At 46.1% G+C, this 23691-nt stretch carries 23 protein-coding genes; 8 read left to right on the top strand and 15 right to left on the bottom strand.

Annotated elements, in window-relative coordinates:
- The first annotated feature begins 77 nt into the window (after positions 1 to 77).
- Complete coding sequence (locus VL525_RS16140; RefSeq protein WP_325388071.1) at positions 78 to 1262, top strand: class I SAM-dependent rRNA methyltransferase; 1185 nt, start codon at positions 78 to 80, stop codon at positions 1260 to 1262.
- A 39-nt stretch (positions 1263 to 1301) separates the two neighbouring features.
- Here the strand turns inward: VL525_RS16140 and VL525_RS16145 are convergent, their stop codons facing one another.
- From VL525_RS16145 to VL525_RS16185, 9 genes are all read right to left on the bottom strand, one after another.
- Positions 1302 to 2558, bottom strand: coding sequence for a hypothetical protein (locus tag VL525_RS16145; protein ID WP_325388072.1), 1257 nt, complete (start codon positions 2556 to 2558; stop codon positions 1302 to 1304).
- On the bottom strand, positions 2539 to 3102 hold the full coding sequence (locus VL525_RS16150) for a hypothetical protein (protein ID WP_325388073.1): 564 nt from the start codon (positions 3100 to 3102) through the stop codon (positions 2539 to 2541). Before VL525_RS16150 ends, VL525_RS16145 begins: the two co-directional genes overlap by 20 nt.
- A complete protein-coding gene (locus VL525_RS16155; protein ID WP_325388074.1) occupies positions 3099 to 3656 on the bottom strand; it encodes a sigma-70 family RNA polymerase sigma factor in 558 nt (185 codons plus the stop codon). Before VL525_RS16155 ends, VL525_RS16150 begins: the two co-directional genes overlap by 4 nt.
- 572 nt (positions 3657 to 4228) lie before the next feature.
- Entirely contained in the window at positions 4229 to 4798 is a 570-nt protein-coding gene (locus VL525_RS16160) for a dihydrofolate reductase family protein (protein ID WP_325388075.1), read from the bottom strand.
- A 47-nt stretch (positions 4799 to 4845) separates the two neighbouring features.
- A complete protein-coding gene (locus VL525_RS16165) occupies positions 4846 to 5721 on the bottom strand; it encodes an alpha/beta hydrolase (protein WP_325388076.1) in 876 nt (291 codons plus the stop codon).
- Positions 5722 to 6276: 555 nt separating this feature from the next.
- Positions 6277 to 6828, bottom strand: a complete 552-nt coding sequence (locus VL525_RS16170; RefSeq protein WP_325388077.1) for an ATP-binding protein — start codon at positions 6826 to 6828, stop codon at positions 6277 to 6279.
- A gap of 3 nt (positions 6829 to 6831) precedes the next feature.
- Positions 6832 to 7455 carry a nicotinamide riboside transporter PnuC gene (gene pnuC / locus VL525_RS16175; protein ID WP_325388078.1) on the bottom strand — a complete coding sequence of 208 codons (624 nt, stop codon included), beginning with the start codon at positions 7453 to 7455 and terminating at the stop codon, positions 6832 to 6834.
- Between the two features lie 155 nt (positions 7456 to 7610).
- Positions 7611 to 9662 carry a M13 family metallopeptidase gene (locus VL525_RS16180; RefSeq protein ID WP_325388079.1) on the bottom strand — a complete coding sequence of 684 codons (2052 nt, stop codon included), beginning with the start codon at positions 9660 to 9662 and terminating at the stop codon, positions 7611 to 7613.
- A 90-nt stretch (positions 9663 to 9752) separates the two neighbouring features.
- Entirely contained in the window at positions 9753 to 9995 is a 243-nt protein-coding gene (locus tag VL525_RS16185) for a helix-turn-helix domain-containing protein (RefSeq protein WP_147030058.1), read from the bottom strand.
- 398 nt (positions 9996 to 10393) lie between these two features.
- Between VL525_RS16185 and VL525_RS16190 the strand changes: the two genes are divergently transcribed.
- On the top strand, positions 10394 to 11533 hold the full coding sequence (locus VL525_RS16190) for an acyl-CoA dehydrogenase (protein ID WP_325388080.1): 1140 nt from the start codon (positions 10394 to 10396) through the stop codon (positions 11531 to 11533).
- Between the two features lie 56 nt (positions 11534 to 11589).
- Positions 11590 to 12834, top strand: coding sequence for a TlpA disulfide reductase family protein (locus VL525_RS16195; protein ID WP_325388081.1), 1245 nt, complete (start codon positions 11590 to 11592; stop codon positions 12832 to 12834).
- A gap of 883 nt (positions 12835 to 13717) precedes the next feature.
- Here VL525_RS16195 and pepT read toward each other — a convergent pair.
- Positions 13718 to 14971 carry a peptidase T gene (gene pepT / locus VL525_RS16200; protein ID WP_325388082.1) on the bottom strand — a complete coding sequence of 418 codons (1254 nt, stop codon included), beginning with the start codon at positions 14969 to 14971 and terminating at the stop codon, positions 13718 to 13720.
- Between the two features lie 94 nt (positions 14972 to 15065).
- Here pepT and VL525_RS16205 point away from each other — a divergent pair, with 94 nt between their 5' ends.
- Both VL525_RS16205 and VL525_RS16210 read left to right on the top strand, forming a co-directional pair.
- Complete coding sequence (locus tag VL525_RS16205; RefSeq protein WP_325388083.1) at positions 15066 to 15800, top strand: hypothetical protein; 735 nt, start codon at positions 15066 to 15068, stop codon at positions 15798 to 15800.
- Positions 15797 to 16150 carry an MmcQ/YjbR family DNA-binding protein gene (locus VL525_RS16210; RefSeq protein WP_325388084.1) on the top strand — a complete coding sequence of 118 codons (354 nt, stop codon included), beginning with the start codon at positions 15797 to 15799 and terminating at the stop codon, positions 16148 to 16150. The genes VL525_RS16205 and VL525_RS16210 overlap by 4 nt, the downstream gene beginning before the upstream one ends.
- Here the strand turns inward: VL525_RS16210 and VL525_RS16215 are convergent.
- On the bottom strand, positions 16145 to 16600 hold the full coding sequence (locus VL525_RS16215) for a hypothetical protein (protein WP_325388085.1): 456 nt from the start codon (positions 16598 to 16600) through the stop codon (positions 16145 to 16147). The genes VL525_RS16210 and VL525_RS16215 overlap by 6 nt on opposite strands.
- Positions 16601 to 16657: 57 nt before the next feature.
- The gene (locus tag VL525_RS16220; protein WP_325388086.1) at positions 16658 to 16987 is read right to left on the bottom strand and encodes a BRO family protein; all 330 of its coding nucleotides are present in this window, start codon (positions 16985 to 16987) and stop codon (positions 16658 to 16660) included.
- A 352-nt stretch (positions 16988 to 17339) separates the two neighbouring features.
- Here VL525_RS16220 and VL525_RS16225 point away from each other — a divergent pair, with 352 nt between their 5' ends.
- Positions 17340 to 19082: a M14 family zinc carboxypeptidase gene (locus tag VL525_RS16225; protein ID WP_325388087.1), complete on the top strand. Its 1743-nt coding sequence runs from the start codon at positions 17340 to 17342 to the stop codon at positions 19080 to 19082.
- Positions 19083 to 19724: a rhomboid family intramembrane serine protease gene (locus VL525_RS16230; protein WP_325388088.1), complete on the top strand. Its 642-nt coding sequence runs from the start codon at positions 19083 to 19085 to the stop codon at positions 19722 to 19724.
- Here the strand turns inward: VL525_RS16230 and VL525_RS16235 are convergent.
- Positions 19693 to 20742 (bottom strand): hypothetical protein, encoded by a 1050-nt coding sequence (locus VL525_RS16235; protein WP_325388089.1) that lies wholly within the window; start codon positions 20740 to 20742, stop codon positions 19693 to 19695. The two genes, VL525_RS16230 and VL525_RS16235, sit on opposite strands and share 32 nt — an antisense overlap.
- Positions 20743 to 21070: 328 nt before the next feature.
- On the opposite strand from VL525_RS16235, the gene VL525_RS16240 reads away from it, so the two are divergent.
- Positions 21071 to 21535 (top strand): GNAT family N-acetyltransferase, encoded by a 465-nt coding sequence (locus VL525_RS16240; protein WP_325388090.1) that lies wholly within the window; start codon positions 21071 to 21073, stop codon positions 21533 to 21535.
- A 29-nt stretch (positions 21536 to 21564) separates the two neighbouring features.
- Here the strand turns inward: VL525_RS16240 and VL525_RS16245 are convergent, their stop codons facing one another.
- Positions 21565 to 22251 carry an OmpA family protein gene (locus VL525_RS16245; protein WP_325388091.1) on the bottom strand — a complete coding sequence of 229 codons (687 nt, stop codon included), beginning with the start codon at positions 22249 to 22251 and terminating at the stop codon, positions 21565 to 21567.
- Between the two features lie 218 nt (positions 22252 to 22469).
- Complete coding sequence (locus VL525_RS16250; protein WP_325388092.1) at positions 22470 to 23648, bottom strand: DUF6515 family protein; 1179 nt, start codon at positions 23646 to 23648, stop codon at positions 22470 to 22472.
- Positions 23649 to 23691 lie beyond the last annotated feature (43 nt).

Genomic DNA, 23691 nt, shown 5'->3' on the forward strand with positions numbered 1-23691 from the left:
AAGACCGTATGATCGCTTTTTCTTTCGGACTTATACGGACTTTCCGACTTCCGGACTTCAAAACGTACCTTTGCCCCATGTTTGATGTAATATTAAAAAAAGGCAAGGAAAAAGCTGTATTGCAGCGGCATCCCTGGTTATTTTCCGGAGCGATAGAGCGGGTGGAGGGCAAACCGGCCAACGGCGATATTGTGCGCTTGCTGAATGACAAGGGCGTATTTATGGCTTACGGCTTTTATAATGCCCAGTCCCGGGTTGCCCTGCGCTTGTTGGAATGGAACGAAAGTGTGGAAATTGATGAGGAATGGTACCGCAAAAGGGTAGCGACAGCAGTGACAAGCCGCAGCGAAATTTTAAACGCTGATAACAACACCTGCCGTTTGATATTCAGCGAAGCTGACTACCTGCCCGGATTGATCGTAGATAAATATGCGGATTATTTAGCCGTGCAGGTGCTTACCTCGGGCATCGAAAGAATGATGCCCGTTATTATAGATGAACTGCAAAAGCTGCTAAAACCAACAGGCATTTTTGATAAGAGTGATGCTGCATCGCGGGCGCACGAAGGATTGGAAACTACTAACCAGGTACTTGCAGGCAAACATCCGCCCGAAATAGTTGAAGTGATTGAGAACGGTATCCGCTATGGCATTAATATCGCCGAAGGGCAAAAATCTGGCTTTTACTGCGACCAGCGCGATAACCGCCGCATTGTAACGGCGCATGCTAAAGGGAAACGTGTGCTCGACTGCTTTTGCTATACCGGCGGCTTTACGCTGAATGCCTTGAAGAATGGTGCTTCATCGGTAACCAGTGTGGACAGCTCGGCTTTGGCTATCGAAACTTTGAAGAATAATATTGAATTAAATAAGCTCGATATATCCAAACACACAGCCGTCCAATCTGATGTCAATAAACAATTAAGGGCCTTGCGCGAGGAGGGAGAAAAGTTTGATATCGTCGTGCTCGACCCTCCAAAGTACGCACCCTCGCGTTCTGCACTGGATAAGGCCATGCGTGCTTACAAGGATCTGAACCGGCTGGGTATGCTGCTGCTGGAAAGCGGAGGTTTATTGGCCACGTTCTCCTGTTCGGGAGCAATGGATATTAACACTTTTAAACAGGTATTAGCCTGGGCCGCGCTGGATGCAGGTAAAGAGGTGCAATTTATTAACCAGTTTTGCCAGCCCGAAGATCACCCCGTAAGGGCATCCTTTCCGGAAGGGGAGTACCTGAAAGGATTATTGTGCCGGATTCTGTAGCAGAGGCACATAATAATGCGTCTCTGCGAAATATTATTATCAATCAAACTTTACCCCGCCATAGCTCGAGCTGATATTGATCATCTTATCGCCATTGCCCTTACCGATGTGGCCCTTAAAGTTTTTGGTAGGCTTCCATCCTTTGCTATCGTCCGATGGGGTTTTTTCTGTTATTTCAACCGGCGCGCCGCCGTAGTTAAAGTCGCCATAACGCACCGTGATATCGAAGTTGGCATTGGTCGAATTATCTATGCCGATCTTCAGGCCCGAGTAGCTCGAACTGTAAGAAAAGCTGCTGAAGTTTTTATCGAGGTTATCGATAGATATCTTACCTGCATAATGTGCATTAATATTGCCCGAACTCCTCAACTTACCTATTCTCACGTCGCCGGTGTATCGCAATTCACAATTTAACTTATCCACCGAGCCAATGTCCAGGCTGCCATAGCCGACACTTACATCCGCCGACGAAAGGCCGTCGATCTCGGCGTTGCCATACCTCATTTTTATTTGATTATCTGCGTGTGGTAATGATTTAGCCGAAAAACTGCCGTAGGCACAATCTATTTGTACCCTTCCTTCAAAATCCGGCAATTCGGTCGACCCGTAACGATTATTTATATCCAGCGCGTTTTTTGACGGCATATAAATAGTATAATTCACTTCGGCCTTGTGGTGGTCGTTACGATTATTGAACAGGTCCCATATCGAACCGCCGCTCCTGCTGCCATAATTGGTGCTGAACGATACCACATCGCCGCTTTTATCATCCGAAATATTGATGGCATCTATCATTTTTTGCGCCGTATTATCATTGTCGGCATAAGCACGTATCTCCACATCAACCTTTACCTCGTTTTTGTTCCAGGTGTTTACCACAACTTTTCCAAACTTATTATCGATCCTCAGTTTATCGTTGGCATCCAAAGCATAGGTTTTGGTATAATTTTTTACCCGTTCACTAACATTGCCCTGATCCATCTCCTCGTCAATCGCTGCATTCACATCCACATTGATGCTGCTCACTGCGCTTGTTATCCCGGTAGCAACAAGCGAGTGAATATCCATATTCAGTTTACCGAGGCTTTTATTCAGCGTTCTGTCCAGTTTCTCCATCGCCAGGTCCAGATGCTTTAAATTGACGTTCAGGTTCAGGTCGATCAGGTTATCTGCCTTGTCATTATAATCGCGGTCGCTCTTTCCGGCCGTTGCCGCAGTATCCTGTGCAAGCGCCAGCCCGCCGCAAGCCAGCAGGGCTATCAGTATAAGGGCGGATTTATATGCTTTTATTTTCATTTTCTTGATCTTTCTTCATCTGGTTGTAATGCTGTATCACATTAAGCTGCTGGTTAAGCACTTCGGTTTGGGCCTGTAAATTCCTGATCATGGCCTGCAGCACCAATTCACGGTTAGGGCTGTTGGCAAGCTCGGCATTGAGCTTTTTATAGGTTGAATCCATTTTGGCAAGCTCAGCCGAAAATTCCTTATACATTTCCGGATCGTCCTCCGTAAGCGACTTCAGTTCCGTGCGCTTCGATTCAACCATCGAGGTATATTGCACCTTTTGTTTGGCGTAGGTGGGGTTTATAGCCGCGTAATCGATGCCGGCTTTCTTTTCATTGCGCACATATACAAAAAAGCCGATGCCCATCACGATGATGATGGATGCCGCCACCTTCATTACAAATGCGAGCGAAAACATTCTCGCTTCGCGTTTTTTTGGCCCGGCGCCTTCGGCGGGCAAATGTTTCTCTATCCTGCTCCACAGATCAGCCGACGGCTCAAGGTCATCAAACTCCTCCCTGTTAGCCTTCACAAAATCTTCCAATCGCTTGCTCATGATATTCCTTTCTTAATTAATATTTCGTTCAGTTTCCGTTTTGCCCTCAAAAACTGCGTTCTCGAGGTGTTTTCGGATATATTTAATACCTGTCCTATTTCTTCGTGGTCATATCCTTCCAATAGATAAAGTGATAATACTACCCGGTAACCATCGGGCAGTTCCTTCATCGCTTCTTTCACCTGTGCCACCTTGTATTGTATCTCTTCGTCATCGCTGTCCTCCTCATCGGGTATGTTATCCAGCTGGTCATCGCCCAGCTCCACCATTTCCAGCCTGCGCTTGCGCAGCATATTGATGGAGCGGTGCACCACGATCTGTTTCAGCCAGAGCCCGAATGTCGTCTCCTGCCTGAAATCCTTCACACGGTTAAACGCATCCAGGAAAGCCTCCTGTAAAACATCTTCCGCCTCGTCGATACTCCCAACTATCCGGAAGGCGACATTCATCATCGCTTTCGAATACAAACGGTAAAGTTCAAAGCAGGCTTTTTTACTGCCCTGCTTGCACTCAACCACCAGGTTATAGTGTTTATCAACGTATACGGATTCCAAAATTTACAGCTTTCAGGTTATATGACGCAGGGTATTTTCGAACGTTGCATGAAAGGTTAAATCTATATAAACAATTTATGTTTTGGAACATCGTACGTCTGTATCCCCTGCTGATCATTCACTATTCACCATTGGCCACTCAGCACACTAAGTGTTCACGCCATCGCCGCTTGCCAAACAAGGAAAAATTCAAGTCACTCATTATCAAAAAGTTAACGGTGTGACAACCGGGAAAAGTGCCCCATTTTTAGCATTTTCGTGAACACTACTTTAGTAAATCGCTGTATACCAGATTATTAACAGGCAAGCAATATCCCGACTTTATACCGGCTTTTTGAGCGGAAATTCCAAAAAAGGCCAAAAAAACCTAAAAAAGGCAACAATAGTTCATTTAGTTACGGTTGGGGAACGTACCGCCCTATGGAGCCGGTGGCAAAACTGGGGCAACCCGGCGTACGCTTTTTTGAAAATGGGTACACTAAGGGATATATACGCGCGCAGGGTCCCTTTGAGGAGACCCTGCGAACATAAATAAAGATATCGCCCGCTTAACTGCATAAGGCGGTGAAATGTTAGGATTTTAACGATCCGACGTGGCGGTAAGTATTAATGAGCAAACCTGTGGGCGTTGTCTTCGAATCAACAAAAGCAAGTTCCCGGGCGCCTATACTGTCGGATAATATGCGTTTACCCCGGCCGAGTAAAACCGGGTAAGTAATAAGCACAACCTCATCGGCCAATCCCTGGTCAAGCAATAACGACGTTAGCGTCGAACTTCCTACCACGATCAGGTCGGGGCCGTCGGTCGACTTTAGATCGCGAATGGCTTTGGCAGCGTCATGGCCCAGGTGTTGCACCGGCCCCCATTCCAGGCTGCCGGGTCTGTGGGTTACTATGTATTTCGTCGCGGCATTTATGGCATTTGCCATCGGGAAATCTCCGGCCTTCGGCCAAAAACTACTGAATATATCGTAGGTGTGCCGGGCAAGCAGCAGGTCAAAGTTCGGCCCGTATGCCTCAAGAAGGGCTGTCGCCCCGGCAGGGCTTCTATACGGTATTGTCCAGGCGCCATAGGTGTAATCTCCGTCATGTTCTATCACACCATCCAGCGAGATGTGTTCAAAAATTCTGATCTTTCTCATGGTTGCTTATAATTAGCTTATAGATATTTTGATGTTAACAATTGTGCTTATTTTAAAAAATCCTCCAGGTAACCTGATATAATTTTCGTCTGCTGCATTAAGCTGACATGCCCCTGCGCTGGAACAATCGCTAAATGTGATTTTGGCATCGGCCCCAGGTCAGCAGATACGCCGCCCCCCAGTAATTGATACGTTTTCATCAGCTCCACCTTATCCAAACCGTCGTTGTCGCCCGAGATGATCAATACCGGCATAGGCAGTTTCGCAATATTGGCATCACCCACGTTAAAGGGCACCCCGGCAAAAGCGATCATCTGCTCAATGAACTTTCTCCATTTTGTTTTGTCAGGCGCTACAGCGTCATATGCCGCTTTAATGGGTGTATTGTCAAAAAAATCGGGCTTAAAACCTTTAAACCCGCTGTTTATAGCAGGCAGCCAGCCACTGGTTTTATAAGTAGAAGAAATGATCACCAACCTTCTTACACGTTTAGGGCTTTTTGCCGCCAACTGGTAAGCTACGGAGCCACCCATGCTATATCCTGCGACATCTGCGCTGTCAATTTTTAAATAGTTCATTACTCCTTCCACGTCACTCGCCAGTGTCGCAATGTCTAATTTTCTGTCCGAAAACGGCGTGTGCCCATGCCCCTGCATTTCAATCGCAATTACTTTTCTTGTTTTTGACAGTTCAGGGATTAATTGCCCCCAGTTCATCTCAATGGTATAAAAAGCGCCATGCAGCAAAACAAGGGGCTTGCCCTCGCCGTATACTTCGTAATAAACTTTAATGCCATTAACAGGCGCGTAACCGCTCTCGGCTGGTTTATTCTGTTGTCCGTTTGACGGCGATGCGGTAATGACCACGATCGCGATCAGCAGTATTGTCTTAAGGAGATCAGGTGTTTTGAATAAAGTTTTCATGATGTTGTGTGTTTGATTTATTGACAATACGAAGATGAAGGATATTTAAGGATTTTAAGCTGTGTAAAAACGACAATCCAAGGGGCGGATCGCGACAAGGAATTTAGACAATGGCATTGTGACCGGGCGTCTTTCTATCTCCGCAGGCTCTTCCAACAGGACACAATTTCTACGTTCACCCCATCCCGTCAGCGCTCCGGGCTTCGGCCGAAAATAAAACAGAATACAGGGGCGGTGCGGCTGCAAAGTCATTAAATCAGAGCCATGCAGGGTAGTGAAGCTGCAAAATAGCCCGGGCGAAGATTTCCGGTCTTAGGTTCTGTATTATTTGTGCGGGATAACCATGTGTGCACGCCTGCAGGGTGACGAGGGGCAAAGAAGCCATTAGCGCTGACTTGATCTTTGGTTACTTCCCGTCTAAGGGAAAGTAACAGGCCCCGCGCCAATTGAGCGCGGTAATCTCATCGGTTTAACAAATTCCTTTTTTTGACCAGTAAAGTTCAGTGCTATAGCCAGCGGATCGTTGCGTGCATGACAGCCGGGAGAACTGTTCTCTTAACGATTCAAAAACCCATCAATCGCCTTCACCGCGCTTTCATAGCGATCAGGCCCGGTACCGGAGACGACAACATATTTGGCGCCAAGCTCCTTCAACTCCTTATGCCATACCTCCATAAAATGTTCGCGCATGTGAGGGAAATCGCGCAGCGGGTCCTCCTCCCAGGGCAGGTCGATGCTGAGCAACAGATACAGATCATAAGGGTGTTTGGGTAATTCGTCCAGCACTTCCTGCGGCGAGCGGCCAAAGGTATAGTCGCTCCATATTTTCACAGTGATGAATGTCGTATCGCAGATAAGCACTTTATTGGCTTTGGGCAGGTATTCTTCTTCCAAGGCTATTTGCCCGTAAAACATATTGATCTCGTCCTGCCAGGTAGGGGGCGCTGTTAGTGCAGCGCAGTAGTCGCGGGCAAATTCCGGCACCCAAACGGTATGATAATGTTCGGCCAGGAAAGCCGACATGGTCGACTTGCCCGTCGATTCAGGGCCGACGATAGCGATCTTTTTGATATCAGATATCGGAGGTCGGAGGTCGGAGGTTGTCATTTTTCAGGCCAGTTGCTTTCTATAATCCTTTTTCCAGTCGATATACCCCATCAGCGCGATACCCACATAAATGGCGTACATGCCTGCCGTCAGATCCAGGTGTTTGAATATGTACACGCCAACGTATATCGTATCCACAAATATCCAGATGAGCCAGTTTTGCAAAACCTTGCGTGCCATAAAAACTTGCGCCACCACGCTGCATGCAGTACAAAAACTATCGATATATGGATAGGAAGCAGGGGTATAGTGCAATATAGGTGCAAATTTTATCAAAAGGAAGCCCAGCACTGGTGTGATTACAGCAATAACCAGCACAGATAGGATAGCCTGTTGTGAAGTGATCATGACGACAGGCGTCTTTACTTCAACAGCCGGTTTCCTGCTCCAGAAATACCAGCCATAAATGTTCATTACTAAAAAGTACACCTGCAAACCCATATCGGCATACAGCCGGGCATCCATAAAAATAAAAATGTAAATGCCAACGCTGACGATGGCAACGGGCCAGTTCCAGATATTGTTGCGGGCAGCCAGGTAAACACATAACAAGCCGGTAATTACACCAATAATTTCGAGCCATGTTTGGTGCTGCCACCAGTCCTGCAGCGCGTGGATAATTTGCATCGCCGCAAATATAACAGTAGCGACGCAAAATTTTGCGTCTCCGTTCAATATCGAACCCCGAATAAAAACAGGAGAGACGCCCCGATTTATCGGGGCGTCTCTCCTGGTATCTACAAATTTTTAAGTCCTCTCTAACGGGAAGAATTTAGGCGGGGCTACCATATCTTCACCCGCTTATCCGCATCGAGCCACATTTTGTCGCCTTTCTGGATGTGGAAGGCCTCATAAAATTCAGGTACATCGCTGAATGGCCCGTTTACCCTTAGCGATGCCGGCGAATGCTCATTGGTCAGTATCTGGCTCGATTCAGCTTCCTTGCGCACCGATACCAGCCACCCCAAGGAATAACCCAGGAAAAAGCGCTGCAGCGGTGTGAGCCCATTGATCAGTTTGCCTTGTTTATATTGATCTGTTTTCTTGAAAGCATCTAGCCCTATCACTATCCCGCCCAGGTCGGCAATATTTTCGCCCTGTGTAGCCTTGCCGTTAATGTGTAAGCCATACATGGTGTACCCGTTAAACTGGTTAATGAGCATTTGTGCACGCTGGCTGAATTTTACCGAATCCTGCGGCGCCCACCATTCTTTCAGGTTGCCTTCCGCATCAAACTGCCTACCCTCGTCATCAAAACCGTGTGTCATCTCATGCCCGATGGTCGAAGCAGCCGCATAACCATAAACCACCGCATCATCCACGTCCTCATCCTTTACGCCCGGTATCATAAACTGCGCCGCAGGCAGTACGATCTCGTTGTTCGACGGGTTGTAATACGCGTTATACGTCTGCGGTGTAATGCCCCATTCGGTACGGTCCACAGGTTTACCCAGCTTATCGGCATAAAACCTGAACCAGAAATTATTGGCATTCATCACATTCAGTACATACGGCTGCTTGCTGATATTCATGGTCGAAAAATCTTTCCACTTATCGGGGTAACCCACTTTCGGCATCACTTTGGCCAATTTATCGTAAGCCTTTTGCTTGGTGGCGTCGCTCATCCAGTCCAGTTTTGCTATATGTTCCTTAAAGCTGGTGCGCATAGCCTCAACAAGTTTCACATAGCGGTCCTTCGTTTTTTCGGGGAAATATTCCTTTACGAACAATTGACCCAGCACTTCGCCCATCAGCGAATTTTCTACATCGATCACCCTTTTCCATCTTGGCAGTTTCGATTTTACCCCATACAATACGGTTCGCCCAAAGCGGAAATCCTCGTCTTCGAACGCCTTGCTTAAATAGGCGCTATAATCCGATACCAGGTTTTTACGCAGGTAAGTTTTCCAGTCGTCAATAGAATAAGTAGTAAGCGCCTTATTAACAGCGCGATAATATTCCGGCTGACCGACGATAACCGTATCCACATTTTTAAGGCCTTCCTGCTCAAACATGCTTTTCCAGTCGATAGCGGGTGCAAGCTTGCTAAGGCCCGCCAAAGGCATTTTATTGTAATTTCTATATGGATCGCGCAGGTCCTCCAGCTTTCTCGAACTGTCCGCAAAAAATTGCTCCAGCCCGTATATCCTGTTCGCTGCATTTACCGCCGCTTTATCATCCAGGCCGGATAGCTTGTAAACCGCAGGTAAATGTTTTTGCTGGTAATCTGTCCGGATAGTTACGCTGTGTTCGTCCTTATTAAAATAGTAGTCGCGGTTAGGTAAACCTATGCCAGCCTGGTATAATTGCATCATCATCTTCGCGCTGTTCTTTGGGTCCTGCCCCACATAAGCGCCGATAGGTGTGCTTACCCCAATGGTTGCCAGGTGCGCAAATTCATCCACCAGGCTTTTTACGTCTTTTATTTGATCTATCTTGTCCAACTCCGGCTTCAATGGCGATAGACCCTGTTTTTCGATATCCGCCGTATCCATGCCGCTGCGGTACAGGTCGCCTATTTTTTGCGTACTGCTGCCTTTTTCGGCATTGGCGTTTAGCGCGTCTTCGTTGATCTTTTTCAGGCGGTTGCGGATATCTTCATTCACCACATTGCCTATCCCCCACGAGGCGTACGCTGCCGGAATAGGGTTCTTTTTTATCCAGGCACCATTGGCATACAGGAAAAAATCAGCGCCGGGCTTAACCGTTGTGTCAATATTTTTAATAATAGGATCGTGGGCCGCATAGTCTGGCTGATGGTTATTGCACGAGCAAAAGAGCAGAATTCCGGCGAACGTCGCCCAAACTGTCCTGTTTTTGATATTTTTTTCCATAATAAGGGAATATTGTTCAGTTTAATAGACAATAATTGTAGCAAATAAAGGAATTATAGCAATAATATCTGTGCTTAAAACTGGAATCAGCTAATAAATACCATGAAAAAAGCCTGACAAGGATACGTCAAAATAGTAGCAAACCTTCCTTAATGTGTCCAGCCGTATATCAACTTTGCCCGATTCGAGCCTGGCGATGTTAATATTGGTCTCGCTGTAAAACTTCTCCTGGGTAACCTGGTTCTGTCTTCTAAGGTTCTTTATCTGCAGCGCGATCTTTTTCTTAAAGGCATCTTCCGATTTGTTAAGATACTCAAAATCAGTTAGTAACATTTTATAATTCGGTTTATCAGGTTTATTATCATGCAATCTAATAAATATATCAAGAAAACTAATTTCTACGTTCGTAAAAATTTTGAAGCAATAATTTATAGATTCTGACGTATTCGTCATTGCTTATAACTCAACATGGCTTTACATTTGTAATGATATCAGTGGCTCTGCAACCATCTGTGAAAAAATATAAGCTTTCATTTACCTATGAAAAACTTTACTTTGAATTCTCAGACACCCAAGCTGAGTAATTTTTGTTCTTTGTTTTGGGTTTAATCAATAGTTTAAATTAATTAGGGGAAAGAGAACTTTGTATAAAGGTTCTCTTTTTTTTGTGCATAGATTTTTTACTATGCATGCATAGCATTAGATTTGCCTTTACCAATTCCAGACGTCATATGCATTTTGAATTTTCCGAAGAACAGTTAATGATCCGCCAGGCAGCGCGCGATTTTGCCCAGACCGAATTAAAGCCGGGGGTTATAGAGCGCGACGAGCACCAGAAATTCCCAGCCGAACAGGTTAAAAAAATGGGTGAACTTGGTTTCCTGGGTATGATGGTACCCACCGAATATGGCGGCAGCGGCATGGATGCCATATCCTATGTTTTGGTGATGGAGGAGCTTTCGAAGATCGATGCATCCGCTTCGGTAGTGGTTTCGGTAAATAATTCATTGGTTTGCTATGGTCTGGAGAAATATGGCAGCGAGGAGCAAAAACAAAAATATCTTGTTCCGTTGGCAAGCGGTCAAAAGATAGGCGCTTTTTGCTTATCGGAACCGGAAGCCGGCTCGGATGCCACATCGCAACATACTACCGCAGTGGATATGGGCGACCATTATTTGCTTAATGGTACAAAAAACTGGATAACGAACGGCGGCACAGCATCAACCTACCTGGTCATAGCCCAAACCGATCCTTCAAAAAAACACCACGGCATAAATGCCCTTATTGTTGAAAAAGGGATGCCGGGCTTCACCGTAGGGCCTAAAGAAAATAAATTAGGTATACGGGGTTCGGATACGCATTCGCTGATGTTTACCGACGTAAAAGTCCCGAAGGAAAACCGCATAGGTGAAGATGGCTTCGGCTTTAAATTTGCCATGAAAACATTGGAAGGCGGCCGTATCGGCATTGCTGCCCAAGCGCTGGGTATAGCCTCCGGTGCTTATGAACTGGCCCTTGAATATTCCAAGCAACGCAAGGCATTCGGCAAAACCATCTCTGATTTGCAGGCTATCCAATTCAAACTGGCCGACATGGCAACGCAGATTGAAGCCGCACGTTTACTATGCCTGAAAGCTGCCTGGCTGAAAGATCATGACCAGCCCTATGCACAAGCCAGCTCCATGGCCAAGTTATATGCGTCCGAAGTTGCCATGCGAACTACGATTGAAGCAGTGCAGATACATGGCGGATATGGCTTTGTGAAGGAATACCATGTAGAGCGTCTGATGCGTGATGCCAAGATCACCCAGATATACGAGGGTACTTCGGAAATTCAACGAATTGTCATTTCGAGGGAGGTGTTAAAATAAATCGGATAGTTTTCGTTTACTTTGATAAAAGTATATCAATTTAATAGACTATCCTGATGCGTATAAAACATTTGCTGTCCATAATACCCCTCATCTGTCTTGTCCATATAAGTTCTGCCCAAAGTAATTTGAAAGCCGGTATCTGGCGCGGCGAGCTTAAAACTAAATCGGGCAATTTACTTCCGTTCAATTTTGATGTGAAAGATGTTACGGCTAAACACCAGGAACTGTTTATCCATAACGGCGCCGAACGTTTTGCGGTGACCGACATCAAACAAAAGGGCGATTCTGTGTTCGTCCACATGCCCTTGTTCAATTCCGAATTTAAGCTGAAACAAAATAAGGACGGCCTGAAAGGGCAGTGGATAAAGCACTACGCCGATCACGATATGGTGATGGATTTTGACGCTGTGCCCGGTATTAACTGGCGTTTTGTAAATAATCCAACTCCGGCAAAATTCAATATTACCGGATTATGGAGTTCTATTTTCGTCAACGAAAAAGGCAAACCGGATACCACGGTAGGCGAATTTCAGCAAACGGGTTCCAAGCTTACGGGCACATTTCTGACCACCACCGGCGATTATCGTTACTTGGAAGGTACCGTCGACGGTAACAAACTCCACCTGTCAACATTCGATGGCGGCCACGCCTTTTTATTTACCGCTGATATAAAGGACAATAAAACCATCGTGAACGGCGCGTATTATGACGGCTACGACGATGCGGAAAAATGGACGGCCTACCGCAACCCCAAGGCCGCTCTGCCTGACGCTTATTCGCTAACCAAATTAAAGCCGGGATTGAAAAAGATAGCCTTTACGTTCCCCGATCTGAATGGCAAAAAAGTATCCTTAACCGATCCTAAATACAAAAATAAAGTAGTGATCATCCAGATGATGGGCTCGTGGTGCCCGAATTGTATGGATGAGACCAATTTCCTGGTAAACGGCGGTTATTATAAAAAGTATCATCCAAAAGGCGTCGAGATCATCGGCCTGGCTTACGAACGCACCACCGATTTCAATAAATCAAAAACTACCTTAACGCAACTGAAGAACCGCTTCAACATACCATATACCTTGCTCATCACCGGTTACACCCCCGCTAAAGGCGACCCGCTGAAAAGCTTGCCTGCGCTGGAAAATTACAAAGGTTTCCCCACCACCATCATCATCGATAAAAAAGGCAACGTAAGCAAGATACACACCGGTTTCAGCGGCCCGGGAACTGGCAAATATTACACCGAGTTCGTAGCGGAGTTTGAGAAATTGACGGATAATTTGCTGGCGGAGAAATAAACGCTTTAAAAATGAAGTTGGAAATTTCAGACTGCCATTTTTTAAACGATAGTGATTGGCTTTTCAAGTTGAAAGATGATCAAGGGGATATTTTCTATATCTTGAATTCAATTGAATACAGCAAATTAAATATTAAATCACCCATCACGAGAAGGCAATTGGATTCTTATGATAAGGGTGTTATAATAAATGCTAAAGTAAGGCAAATTGCTTCGAAAAACATCGTTGTTGCAATATTGGATTAACTACACCGAATTTGTGGCTGAGTTTGAGAAGTTGACGGATAATTTGTTGGTGGAGAAATAACGGTTATATTGGATCTAAGAATCTAAACTATTTCACGTGACAATACTTCTCAAGATATTTTATATCCTTTTTTTTGGCTGTTCCGATTTCATACTTTATTCCATATTACACAAAACCGGGAAAGTCACGCGGCCTTTATTATTATATTATAGCATTCTGTTTGCTGTGATAGTTATACTACATTCAGGTTTATTCAAAATTTATTCTTTGATGCCGGCGGAGAAATTCTTTCCAGCTATCGCAATGCTGTTATATATCGCTATTATTTATTTTTTGGCCAAGCGTTCGCTCAAACGGCTTTACAATCCCCGAAACAGGGTAAATGATAGTATTAAAGACTTTTTCGCCAAAAATTGGGCTTTTGTGTGTTTCAAACTCTTCCCTATCATTTTTTTTATTGTACAGTGTGGTATTGTGGTTAAATATTGAGAGTCAAAACGCGGAATTCATTCAACACCATTTAATCTTAAAGGCAGAGACCCCATACATTGAGTTCAAGAAAACGCCAATCCGAAAAGAAAAAACTTTGCAGTTCCCTCTTCCGGACTTACGCGAACTTTCGGACTTACGCGGACTATTACGCCCTTTCCTCCCAAATCATACATAAATGCAATATCGTTTCCACGGCTTTTTGCATATCCTGTACCGAAACCCATTCGTGTTTGCTGTGAAAAGCATGCTCACCCGCGAAAATGTTGGGGCAGGGCAAACCCATAAACGATAACCTTGATCCATCCGTCCCGCCGCGTATGCTGCACAGGCGAGCCTCTAAGCCTGCGCGTTTTATAGCTTCCATACCATATTCCACTATCTCCGGGTGCTGGTCAAGCATTTTCTTCATGTTGCGGTATTGCGGCTTCACCTCCAGGTTATAGCTGCAACCCGGGAACCGGGCCAATGCCGCTTCAGCGGTTTCGCGTATCACTTCGGCATGTTGTGCCAGTTTCTCGTCCTCAAAATCGCGTATAATAAATTCGATCTCGGCCGTCTCAATATGCCCGCTAATGCTTATCGGGTGCACAAAGCCTTGTTTGCCTTCCGTGTGCTCGGGCGACAGATCGTGCGGCAGCGCTGCGATGATCTGCCCGGCAATTTTAATAGCGCTCTGCATTTTCCCTTTGGCAAAACCCGGATGCACGCTTATCCCATTGATGATCAGCTTTGCGCCATCAGCCGAAAATGTTTCGTTCTCCATATTTCCGGCACTTTCGCCGTCCATCGTGTAACCTGCGTATGCACCTAATTTTTCGATATCCACTTTATCCACCCCGCGACCAATTTCTTCATCCGGTGTAAATAATATCCTGATCTTCCCGTGTTTAATTTCGGGGTGATTTATTAACTGGTAGCAGGCATCCATAATTTCAGCCACGCCCGCCTTATTATCCGCACCAAGCAGGGTTAACCCGCTGGCGGTTATTATATCATTACCTAACTGGCTTTTAAGTTCAGGATGATCGTGCAGCCTGATAATCTGCGAGTTATCATCGGGCAAAATAATGTCCTGCCCCTGGTAATTTTTATGGATGACGGGCTTAACCCCCGTGCCGCTGCAATCGGGTGCGGTATCCATGTGCGAGCAAAAACAGATCACCGGGATATCGCCTTTTTCGCTGTTAGCCGGGACGGTGGCGTAAACATAACCGTACTCCTCCAGGTGGGCGTCATGTAACCCTATTGCAATTAATTCGTTTACAAGCGCTCGGCCCAGGTCCTTTTGCTTTTCGGTAGACGGAATGGTCTCAGAATTTGGGTCGGATTGCGTATCGATGGTTACATAACGTAAAAATCGATCAGTAACTGTAAAATTTAACGGGGAATTTAGTTCCATTATATAGCGTTTATATCGGGATAAATTATATTTTTGACAAACTGTAATTGGGCCGTTTCAAAAACAATGGTACAATATTGAATAAAATTAAGCATTGAAAAAACTCATTTTACTTTTCGTTTTTTTGTTTTCTGTCGTGCTGGCAAAAGCACAAATGGGTTACAACTACAAGGAATTTGGTATCGGGCTCGATATTAGTGCTGCGCGGGGCTACACCAATATTGCCAGGCAGGATGAACATGTAGTGGCAAACATAAATTTTATTTACAATTACAGCCCATACATCCCGGTAACAGCAGAGTTGCAATTCGGTACTTTATCCGGCGGTGGCCTTACCCCAAATCTTGACCGGTACGGTCGTATGTTCACCAACCACTTTGAAGCATTCGTTCTTCATGCTGACTTTCAGTTGGGCGAAGTGATCGATTATTCGCAAAACGACTTCCTCAACATTGTAAAAAACTTTTATTTCGGCAGCGGTGGTGGTATCGTATTCAACAGCAATACGGTACAGCGCAAAAATGTTATTCCCGAAAACGGCTCACTCGATTATGTGTTCCCCGGTAAAGACAACAGCATAAACCTTACGGTTCCATTAAGATTCGGTTACGAATTCAAGATCTATAATGAGTATTCTGAACCTTATATGGCCATCGATCTCGGCTATGTACACAACCTCGTGTTCGGAGAGGGCCTTGACGGCTACGACGACCCATCCAACAAGTTTAAGAACAACGCGACGAACCAATACAGGCAGATCGTTATCGGCGTCAAATTCAACTTCGGTAACATCACCTCGTACAACAAATTGATCAGGCGTTTCCCTTGAACATAGAAGATATCCGCGATTATTGCCTGGCCAAACCCGGCGTAACGGAGGGCCTGCCCTTCGGCGAGGATACTTTAGTTTTTAAAGTGGGCGAAAAACTGTTCCTGCTTACCAGCATTTCCGATCCCACCCATTTCAATGTTAAATGCGACCCTGAGCTGGCCGTAGAACTGCGCGAACGCCACGCCGAAGTACGGCCCGGCTACCATATGAACAAAAGGCATTGGAACACCGTCCGCTCCGACGGCAGCCTCACCCGTAAACAGCTTTGCGACATGATTGACCACTCTTACGATTTGGTATTTAAAAGTCTGCCGAAGAAGGTGCAGGAGGAGATAGCATCGTTATAGGTTGTTATTTTTTGAACCCTTTGCGGCTTTCTTTTCATCACTTTCCAAACGTCTTTCCAGTTTTTTTACATCCTCAGCAGGTGGAAGTGCTTCGGGTTTTACGCCGCGTTGAAGTAAAATATCCCTTACCGCCTTGTTATTATCAATATGCTCTTGTGATATTTGATTTTGCCTGTTCAAGTCCTTCTCAATAACGTTATGACTTGTTAGTTCGTTAGCGAAATCCTTAGCTTTGATCGTCAGCGTAGGCAGAAAATCTGCTAAGGGCTTTGAGGCAGGAACGCCTAGCTTCTTTTTTATATCATTTGTGCTGAACCCCCCAAATAAAGCCTGATCGCCTTTGGAACGGATTAGGGCAAAACCGGCGCTATCGACACCCCGTTCATATAAAATACCTGAAAGCGTTTTTTCTGATTTCGTCAGTTTCTCACGGGCAGTAATGCGGTCCACATCCAGCAAACGTTGTTCGATGATCTCCTGCTTGCGGGTTTGTACAGCAAAGTAAGTTTACGCAAACGCTATTGGGGGTTTTGCAGGGTCTCCGTTTTGAGCGATAAGATAACAAGCATATCGCGTTAATGCGATATCTTCAACTTCTCTTTGAGCCCCACTTCCAACAACAACCATTTTACCGACATCGGCAAAATGGTCTGAAACGTTAGAGTCGGCATTTTCACATGCTTTTTTAGCCTTATCAATTACATTTAGAAAGTTGGTCCATTTTGAATATCCTAATATTTCTTGCAATTCCCGGGCGCTCCAGCATTCTATACCGTTATAAATATGACATGCCTGTTCAAACTTGCCAAACAGTTCTACGATTACTTCTTTCTTCACAATATATATTTAAGAAAGCAATTTAGCTATAAAAACAAATGCAATACAAGCTGTGGAAAAGTGAGTTTAGGGGTAAGCCCTATAATTCTAAAAACTCTCTCCCTAAATTTAGGGCGAGATGTCGATCTGGTGGTAAGCAGCGAGACAGAGTGGGTAATAGAACGCGGTCTTACCCCACCCGGCGTCCCCTGATTCCAGGGGAGGGGTTTGTACCCAACTTATAAACTCTCTCCCTAAATTTAGGGAGAGATGTCGGCTATGCCGACAGAGTGGGTAAAAGGTAATATGTATAATTTACCTTACAAACTTTCATAATTCGCCCCCAAACCTATATTTGTTAAAATTCTTCTCAATGAAACCATTCCTTGCAGTTTTGCTGGCCTGCTTTTTATTTTCCAACGCACAGGCCCAGCTAACCCCTTTCGAAAAAAGCACCGATAAAAACTATACGGCTACTTATGCCGAGATAACCACCTATTACCAGCAATTGGCCAAACTGCATCCGCAGATGAAGCTGATCAATTATGGCACTACCGATGTGGGCAAACCACTGACGCTGGTGGTGCTCTCGCGCGATAAGGTGTTCGACCCGGCGCTTATCAAAAGGCAAAACAAAAGGGTAGTACTCATCAACAACGGCATACACCCCGGCGAACCGGAAGGCATCGACGCAACGATGATGTTGACGCGCGATCTGCTGAAAAATAATAAGCTGCCAAAAGACGTGGTGCTTTGCTTTATAGAAGTTTATAATATCGGCGGCTGTTTGAACCGCGGGGTATCACGTATCAACCAGAACGGCCCGCGCGCTTATGGCTTCCGGGGCAATTACCGCAACCTCGACCTGAACCGCGATTTTATTAAAGCCGATAGCAAAAACGCACTGGCATTTGAAAAAATACTGAACACCTGGCAGCCCGAGGTTTTCCTGGATAACCATACCAGCGACGGGGCCGACTACCAGTACGTAATGACGCTGATAGAAACGCAAAAAGATAAGCAAAACCCGATACTGGCAGAATACACCTCAAAAACGCTTTCGCCCGAACTCTATAAACGCATGGCCAAAAGCGGTTACGAAATGACGCCTTATGTGGAAGAAATAAAAGGCACGCCCGATTCGGGCATCGTTGCGTTCCTCGAAACGCCACGCTTTGGCACGGGCTATACGGCACAGCACAATATCATCAGCTACATTACCGAAACGCACATGCTTAAACCATTTGACAAGCGCGTTTACTCCACCTACGATTTTATGCAGCATCTTATCGATATTTGCGAACGCGACCACCAACTGATAGGCGAGTTAAAACATAAAGCCGATGAACAGGTAAAAGCCCAAACCACCTTCGCACTTGATTGGGAACTGGATGAGGCGCATTGGGATACCTTAACTTTTAAAGGTTTTGAAGCCGGGCACAAGGCCAGCGTGGTTAGCGGCCTGCCGCGCTTATACTACGACCGCAGTAAGCCCTTCACCAAAACCATTAAATATTACGACAACTATAAGGCAACGGTATTTGCCGATAAGCCGGTAGCTTATATCATCCCGCAGGCATGGGGGAAAGTAATTGAATTGTTCAAGCTCAATAATATCGCTATGCGCAGGCTTTCGCGCGATACCACGCTAAACCTGCAGATGTACTATATAGCCGATTACAAAACACCGCAGCGCCCGTACGAGGGCCACTACCTGCACAGCAATGTGAAGCTGGCCCCAACCGATATGAAAGTGAAATTTTATGCCGGCGATTACGTGGTTTACGTTAACCAGGCCTTGAACCGGTACATTGTCGAAACGCTGGAGCCGCAGGGTGTCGATTCATTTTTTGCGTGGAACTTTTTTGATTCCGTACTGGGGCAAAAGGAGGGTTATTCGGACTACGTTTTCGAGGACGATGCCGCCGACCTGCTGAAAAAGGACCCGGAATTACGAAAAAAACTGGACGATGAAAAGGCGAAGAACCCGCAACTGGCCAACAGCGCGCGGGCACAATTAAACTTTGTTTACCGTAACTCGCCGTATTTCGAAAAAACCTATCTTCGGTACCCGGTTGGCAGGCTGCTTACCGATACAAAACTCGACTTACAATAAATGGACTTAACCCAATTGCTACACGACGCTCCCGTAGCGTGCGTTATTTTCGCCCTTACCTTAGCCATCAGCTTTATCGCATTTTCAAGCGATTGGGTGTATGAGAATTTTATTCTTCACCCGGCCTCGGTTTATCACGGCAAAAACCTGCATACCCTTATCACCAGCGGCTTTATCCATGCCGATTTGATGCACCTGTTCTTCAACATGTTCAGCTTTTATTTTTTTGCTTTTACGCTCGAGGGTATTTTGGGGCATTGGCAATTTGGGCTGCTATATGGATTAAGCCTGGTGTTGAGCGATCTGCCTACAGTAGTGCGGTATAAGGATAGTTATAACTACCGCAGTCTTGGTGCTTCGGGAGCTATAAGTGCAGTGATATTCAGCTATATTTTGTTCGATCCGCTGGCAGGCATGGGTTTTGTATTTCTGCCTGGCGTTGATATTCCTGCAGTAGTGTTCGGCGCGTTATACTTGTTTTATTGCTCCTACGCTTCCAAAAGGCAATTGGGCAATATCAATCACGATGCACACTTGTTCGGCGCCTTAAGCGGCATTATGATCACCATAGTCATGAGGCCCCATGTTGCCGTAGATTTTATACATCAAATTACCTTGAAAGTTCAATCACTGCTGCACTGATCGGATTACCGTCAGCATCCAGTAAAAAACTCATGGGATTCTCCGGGTCTTTGATGATCTCGAAAAGCAGCAAGCCCCACTTTTTCCAGAAGTTTTCGAGCACCTGCCCGTAGGTTTTATTTTGCCAGAAATCGAATGTTGGCTTGCTGCTCATACCGCGCAGGGGCATAGCCTCGATGTAGGTCTCGTTGCCAACAGGCAAAATATTATACTCCGGCAGGCGGTTAAACAGGTAAGCCGAATAAAATACCCGTGCGTTAAATTCTTCGAACTGGATAGGGTGCAGCGTTTGACCGGCTATCTTCTCTAAAACCTCGCGGTGATAATTTCGGTTGGCGCCGTTATCCTGCAAACAAATGATCAATCCGAAATCCTTCATCCGGATAGAAAAAGTAAGCGTATTGATCTCGTCCCGGTAAACAAAGTCATTATTTTCATTATCAACCCTGAACAGGAACAGGCTGAAAGGTTTAAAATCCTCAAACACCACCGGCAGGTAAATGCTTTGCAGCATCAGGTGCAGGTTGCTGAATTTATGGATAAGCGATTGCGAAATGTTAAACTCCTGCCCGCTGGCGTGTTGCTGTTTGATACCCGCCTGTATCTCGTTAAAAACTATACCATACAATATCTTGCCCGCCCACTGGAAAAGCTTTAACTCATCCAGCGCTTTCACACCCTCGTAACCTGCGTTTACTGCCGTTGCTATTTCTGCCTCAAGCGGTTCCAGGTATTGTTCATTTATCTCGGCCGAACAGGGTAATTTCAGGTCCTTATAGGTCGAAATACTTTCGTCCAGCATTTTGAAAGATTGGTCGGCCAGGTTATGGCTGCTCATCAGCCACGCCGGGAAAACCTGTATCTTTTCCTCTTCCGAAATCAACGGCCTCCCGCTAAGAAAGCAGTTGCGATTACTGAAGTTGAAATTTTGAAACGGGTAATATATTTCTGCCGGCATGGCGGCAAAGATAAGCAGGAAATTTAACTGCGGTGTTTGGTTGGGTTGACGGAGGGTCATTTTGTTCGCGTATCGTTGACTCACCCCGGCATCGTTTCACTTGCCAACCCTCTTTCCGCCGTAGGCGCAAAGAGGGTTGGATTATCCTTTTCTCAATTTATTCTGTCTCTACGCAGCGAATAGAGACGGTATTCTAAATCAAAAAACAAAAAAACCCTCTTTACCGCTTGCGGTAGGAATGTGGTCCAGCGAAGCAATGACCGGGTGAGTGACCTCGCCGTGCGACACTTCCTTGCAAAAAATGACGCCACATAAACGAAACAAATTTGCTATCCTTTAACCCCGGTTATATTTTTACGGTAACAAAAAGATCATCATAAACCGCATAATGATCACCTATCAATTAGCAGCTGTTTCACAGGATTTCGAGGCCGGCAAAAAACTCTTTGAAGAATATGCCGCTTCCTTGAATGTCGACCTTTCCTTCCAGAATTTTTCAAAGGAGTTGGAAACCATCAGCGAACAATATCATGAACCGGCCGGTGCGTTACTGCTTGCCCGCGACGGTGAAAAATTTGTTGGTTGCTCCGGCGTACGTAAACTTGACGGCCAGACAGCTGAACTGAAACGCATGTATGTTAAAGATGGATACAGGGGCTACCAAATCGGGCTGAATTTGCTGGAACGATCTATCGGAATTGCCAGGGAACTCGGGTATAAAAAGATCAGGCTTGACACATTGGAAGATATGAAAAAAGCGCAGCAACTTTATCACTCGTTCGGCTTTTACGAGATACCTCCCTACCGTTTCAACCCGTTGCCAGGAGCGATCTACATGGAGAAGGAACTATAAATAATTAAAGAATTTTTGCGGAAATGCAATTATTTCTCTTCGCCGGCAGCCTGTTTTCTCATATGCTCATTGGCAATAATAACGATCTCGACCCGGCGGTTCTGTGCACGCCCTGCAGCAGTTTTATTGTCAGCGATCGGTTCTGTTTCGCCTTTCCCCATTGTGGTCAAGCGCAGCGTATCAATACTATTTGCGGCGAGATAGTTTTTAACGGCTGATGCCCTTTGCTTCGAAAGGACAATATCATTCGCACCGCTTCCTTCTTGGCTATCGGTATGGCCTATAACAAGTACATTGGTGGCATTATTTTTTTGCAGCGATCCGGCCAGGTTTTGAAGATTGGTCTTTGCGGCTGGTTTAAGGTCGGCCTTTCCGGTATCAAACAGTATCCCCGAATCAAATTTGACGATTATACCTTCGCCCACACGCAATACCGAAGCTCCCGGGATTGTTTCTTTAAGTTCTGCGGCCTGGCGGTCCATGTTTTTTCCCACGAAAGCTCCTGCAGTGCCGCCAACGGCCCCCCCTATAATAGCGCCCATGGCGGTGTTGCCGGCCGATTTGCCTATGAATGCACCTACCGTACCACCGGTACCGGCACCAATGGCTGCACCGCGCTGCGCTTTATTACGCGCGTGACAGCCCATAGCCAGCATTAGTGCAACACCTGCGCCAAGCATGATAATACAAAGCAAACATCTCTTTACGTCCTGCATACAGGGGGCATTATCGGCAAGGCCGTTATCATTAGCTCCAATTTACAATTTTTATCTTTGAATTTCGGCTGCCGGCCTTTGCAGCCACTACCACCTACCAACCTTAAAATGCCCGTAATTGTTTTGATTGCCCGCGGCACGAATGGAAGCAGGCATTAGCCAATAAAAAAGCCCCGGTAAACGGGGCCATTGGGTATTTAAAAACAACTCACAATCAATTACTGACTTTCGTCAGTTGCCTGGCCGGGAATACTTGCCACGCGGTAGCCTTTCCCGTCAGCATCTTTAAATTCTTCATAAAAAACATTATCAGGCGAAACATAATATTTCTTGTTGTTCAGTGTTACCTTGCGGCAATCGGCAGGCAATTCATTCACCACATCGCCAACTTTTACCGTAACTTTTACCGCTTCTGCTGCAGCCGCGCTGGCCGAATTATCGGTTGTAGCCGCATCGTTATCAACCATCGGGTCGTCACTATCGTTCATGGGCTGGTAGCTGTCATCGGCCCCGGCATCGCCGGTGTTCAAAACGCCATCCCTGCCTACAACCACGTACACCGTTTTACCGTTACCGTCAACATTTTCCTGGTAGTAAACGCCATTCGATTCATAATACTGCACACCATCGATCACGATAGACTGTGCATTGGACGGTAAGTTAGGCACCGCCGCACCAATGGGAGGCGTAGTAACTTCGTAACCGCCATTATATGGCCTGTAAAATACGCCACTGTAATAATAGTACGGCGACGAATCCCAATAGAATGGGTAATAGTCATAAGGCAAATAGCCGAAATATAACCCAAGGTGAGGATACCCCCAGCCAAAGCCAAACCTGAAGCGGGAGCCATAACCATGATAATAGTTATAACCATACCCGCGATAATATCCACCACGATAATAAGTACGACCGTTGTAAACATAACGTCCGCCGCGATAGCCGTAACGTCCGTTAACGCCGGCACGATAAGCAGTTACACCACGATATGCACCGCCACGGTAGCCCACTCCATTGCGTGTGGCCACCCCGCTTCTCACTCCGGCATTTCCACGATAGCCCACAGCGCCACGGGTAGCAAAACCACTTCGTACGCCTACCGATCCACGGTAACCCGCTGACCCGCGGCTAAAGCCGGCGGTATTGCCGCGTACAGCGCTACTGCCATGGTAGCCTACGCTGCCACCGCCGCCGCGATAGGAACCGCCACCGCCGCCGCCACCATGAAAGCCGCCGCCTCCACCACCGCCACGGGATCCGCCGCCGCCACCGCCGCCATGAGACCCGCCACCGCCACCACCGCCGTGGCCACGTTGGGCAAATACATTGCCTGTTAATGCCATTGCCAACATGCCTGTAAAGGCGAATGCTGACATATATTTATATAACCTTTTCATACTCCCTGTTAAATCTCTTGTATATATGACCAAACCGATCGCA

Source organism: Mucilaginibacter sp., assembly GCF_035492695.1.
Classification (GTDB): Bacteria; Bacteroidota; Bacteroidia; order Sphingobacteriales; family Sphingobacteriaceae; genus Mucilaginibacter.

Coding starts and splice junctions, on each gene's coding strand:
- VL525_RS16140 (WP_325388071.1), top strand. CDS start 78: ATGTTTGATGTAATATTAAAAAAAGGCAAGGAAAAAGCTGTATTGCAG.
- VL525_RS16145 (WP_325388072.1), bottom strand. CDS start 2,558: ATGAAAATAAAAGCATATAAATCCGCCCTTATACTGATAGCCCTGCTG.
- VL525_RS16150 (WP_325388073.1), bottom strand. CDS start 3,102: ATGAGCAAGCGATTGGAAGATTTTGTGAAGGCTAACAGGGAGGAGTTT.
- VL525_RS16160 (WP_325388075.1), bottom strand. CDS start 4,798: ATGAGAAAGATCAGAATTTTTGAACACATCTCGCTGGATGGTGTGATA.
- VL525_RS16165 (WP_325388076.1), bottom strand. CDS start 5,721: ATGAAAACTTTATTCAAAACACCTGATCTCCTTAAGACAATACTGCTG.
- VL525_RS16170 (WP_325388077.1), bottom strand. CDS start 6,828: ATGACAACCTCCGACCTCCGACCTCCGATATCTGATATCAAAAAGATC.
- pnuC (WP_325388078.1), bottom strand. CDS start 7,455: ATGCAAATTATCCACGCGCTGCAGGACTGGTGGCAGCACCAAACATGG.
- VL525_RS16180 (WP_325388079.1), bottom strand. CDS start 9,662: ATGGAAAAAAATATCAAAAACAGGACAGTTTGGGCGACGTTCGCCGGA.
- VL525_RS16185 (WP_147030058.1), bottom strand. CDS start 9,995: ATGTTACTAACTGATTTTGAGTATCTTAACAAATCGGAAGATGCCTTT.
- VL525_RS16190 (WP_325388080.1), top strand. CDS start 10,394: ATGCATTTTGAATTTTCCGAAGAACAGTTAATGATCCGCCAGGCAGCG.
- VL525_RS16195 (WP_325388081.1), top strand. CDS start 11,590: ATGCGTATAAAACATTTGCTGTCCATAATACCCCTCATCTGTCTTGTC.
- pepT (WP_325388082.1), bottom strand. CDS start 14,971: ATGGAACTAAATTCCCCGTTAAATTTTACAGTTACTGATCGATTTTTA.
- VL525_RS16225 (WP_325388087.1), top strand. CDS start 17,340: ATGAAACCATTCCTTGCAGTTTTGCTGGCCTGCTTTTTATTTTCCAAC.
- VL525_RS16230 (WP_325388088.1), top strand. CDS start 19,083: ATGGACTTAACCCAATTGCTACACGACGCTCCCGTAGCGTGCGTTATT.
- VL525_RS16235 (WP_325388089.1), bottom strand. CDS start 20,742: ATGACCCTCCGTCAACCCAACCAAACACCGCAGTTAAATTTCCTGCTT.
- VL525_RS16240 (WP_325388090.1), top strand. CDS start 21,071: ATGATCACCTATCAATTAGCAGCTGTTTCACAGGATTTCGAGGCCGGC.
- VL525_RS16245 (WP_325388091.1), bottom strand. CDS start 22,251: ATGCAGGACGTAAAGAGATGTTTGCTTTGTATTATCATGCTTGGCGCA.
- VL525_RS16250 (WP_325388092.1), bottom strand. CDS start 23,648: ATGAAAAGGTTATATAAATATATGTCAGCATTCGCCTTTACAGGCATG.